At 70.9% G+C, this 1,229-nt stretch carries 1 protein-coding gene; it reads right to left on the reverse strand.

What is annotated here, in order from left to right; all coding sequences use genetic code 11:
* Nucleotides 1-1,229, reverse strand: a 1,229-nt coding sequence (locus tag ACI2L1_RS45225; RefSeq protein WP_404745307.1) for a DUF6531 domain-containing protein, incomplete at both ends; no start/stop codon positions are given.

A 1,229-nucleotide genomic window follows, 5' to 3' on the forward strand; every position in this document is an offset into this window, starting at 1 on the left:
GTCTCGCGGCCCAGTGAGTTGACCGCGGTGACGATCCGGTGGCCGGTCGTCGGGTCCGGGTCGCCGTAGGTGTAGGTGTAGGCGAGGTGGCCCGCCTCGCCGCCCTGGGAGACGCAGCGGTCCTGGTCGTCGTAGACGTAGTGGTAGGAGGAGTTGTTCGTATCCGTCCATGCGGTGATGCGGCCGAGGGTGTCGTTGGTGAAGCGGGTCGGCAGGCCGGAGGAGTTGGTCACCGCCGCCAGGTGGCCGTTCTCGTCGTAGCCGAAGCGGACCAGCTCGATATCGCCGTCGGCATCTGCCAGGTGCAGGGCGGTTATTCGGTCCCCGGACCGCTCGATCTTCAGCTCGTAGCCGGCTGAGTGCACGATCCCGGTGGGGGCGCCCTCGTCGTCGTACTCGAAGGTCAGCCACTGGCCCGAGCGGTCGATGACCTGGGCCAGCAGCGCGATGCCGTCGCCGCCCGGGCCCGCGAAGTCCCAGACACGGCCGGACTCGGGGTCGGTGACGGTGTAGTCGCCCCAGGCGTCGATGGTCAGCGGGTGCCGGTCACCGGCCAGGGGCAACACCGGCACGCCCGGGGCGGGGTGGGGGTAGGCGAGCAGGGAGCCGTCCTCGCGGACGAAGATGACGCCTTCGGCGTCGATCTCCAGGCGCTGGTCGGCCGTCGACGCCCACTTCGGGCCGAACCAGCGGCCGGCCCGGTAAGAGGACTCGAACTGGCGGGAGAAGACCAGTGGCAGCCGGGCGGGGAGCGTCACGTCCGTGACCGGCAGGGACATGCGGCCGGTGGCCATGTCGATCGGGTCGCTGCCGAAGACCTTGCACCAGAGCTTTCGGGCGGTGTCGCGCAGCGAGGCGGTCACGCCGTCGCGGGCTCCCGCCTTCAACCCGCCCTTGCCGATGGCGCGGGCCGCATCCCGTAGGGCGGTTTTGCCCACTCCTCCGGCGCCCTTGCCGCCGACCACGTTGGAGACGGCGTAGCCGAACGCGTCGCCCGGGTCGCTGCTCCAGCCGGTGCCCAGGAGGGACATGGGCAGGCGTTCGGGGTGGGCGGCGGTGCCGACCAGGCCCGCGAGGAGCATCGAGGAGTTCTTGCCCCACTCGCCGGGATGGGTCAGGTTGTAGGGGTCCAGCGGGTTGACCGTGCGGGCCAGCTTCACCATCTCCGCGCCGCCCCTGAGGAAGCCGCCCAGGACGTGGACCGAGTTGAGCTGGGTGCCCACGAACAG

It is taken from the genome of Streptomyces sp. NPDC019531 (assembly GCF_044903305.1).
In the GTDB taxonomy this organism is placed as follows: domain Bacteria; phylum Actinomycetota; class Actinomycetes; order Streptomycetales; family Streptomycetaceae; genus Streptomyces.